This window comes from Roseateles sp., from assembly GCF_049240545.1.
Taxonomy (GTDB): domain Bacteria; phylum Pseudomonadota; class Gammaproteobacteria; order Burkholderiales; family Burkholderiaceae_C; genus Paucibacter_A.
The window spans coordinates 1-1,045 of the sequence record NZ_JBMLSK010000048.1; the positions used below are offsets into that span (position 1 = coordinate 1).

1 protein-coding gene is annotated in these 1,045 nt (G+C 65.3%); it reads right to left on the minus strand.

Annotated features, from left to right (window positions below):
* Positions 1 to 5: 5 nt before the first annotated feature.
* Entirely contained in the window at positions 6 to 962 is a 957-nt protein-coding gene (locus tag ACOVRJ_RS02880; protein ID WP_422042398.1) for an IS1595 family transposase, read from the minus strand.
* Positions 963 to 1,045 lie beyond the last annotated feature (83 nt).

Here is a 1,045-nt window from a genome sequence, read left to right on the forward strand (position 1 = left end):
CCTGATTAGCGATGAAGTTCAGCAACCCTGATGTCGTGCTGCGGGCTTCTGGGCGTGCGAACCAGAGCGACAAGCAGATCGCTGAGGATGGCGCGCAGGTCGTAGCGCCGGTTGAAGCGGAACTGCACCTCGGCCAGGTAGCGGTAGGCGTACTTGGCGAACTTGATGGCGTGGTACGTGCCGGTGAGAGCGGTTTTCGCGTTGCCGATGAGGGTGTTGACGGCCTTGAACTTGTCGTTGAGGACGCTGGCCTTGCCGCCGCCGGTGATCTCACGGTCGTGGACCGCGCCAGCGCTGGAGGCGACCTGGAAGCAGTTCAGGCCATCGGACACCAGGGTCAGCGGCAGCGCCGTGTGCCGGGCCAGGAACTCCTCCATGGCCTTGTTCGTAAAGGGTCGCGGCGACAGGCAGGCCAGGTGGGGCAAGCCGTCCTCGGTGGTCTGAACCGCGGCCACGAAGGGCACCTTGTTCTCCGAGCCTCGGCCGGCCTTGCCGCCGCTGCGCTCGCCACCGAGGTAGGCGTCGTCGATCTCGACCCTACCTGTGAGCTGCCGGTCGGCCTCGGCCAGCCGCATGCCCTCCAGGATCTTGTGCTTGACCAGCCAGGCGGTGCGGTAGCACACGCCCAGGTGCCGCTTGAGCTCCAGGGCCGAGACGTTGGTCTTGGACTGGGTCAGCAGCTGCATCGCCAAGAACCAGCTCGTCAGTGGCAGCTTGCTGGACTCGAAGATCGTGCCGCTGAGAGCGCTGCACTGGTACTGGCAGCCAGCGCACTGCCAGTAGCGCCGGCCCTGACGCTCGAAGCTCGTTCGGGCCTCGCAAACACCGCAGCGAGGGCACTCGAAGCCGCGGGGCCAGCGCCGGGCGATCAGCGCCGCCTCGCACAGCTCGTCGGTACCGTAAAGGTTCAAGAACTCCCGCATCGAAAGCCCTGGCTGGAACTGCACTCGGTTCATCGGCATGGCGCATCTCCTTGGTGAATGCAGCCATCGTCGGCCCTCACTGGCTCACCACTTGAGCCTGCTGAACTTCGTCGCTAATCAGG

Coding starts and splice junctions, on each gene's coding strand:
- ACOVRJ_RS02880 (WP_422042398.1), bottom strand. CDS start 962: ATGCCGATGAACCGAGTGCAGTTCCAGCCAGGGCTTTCGATGCGGGAG.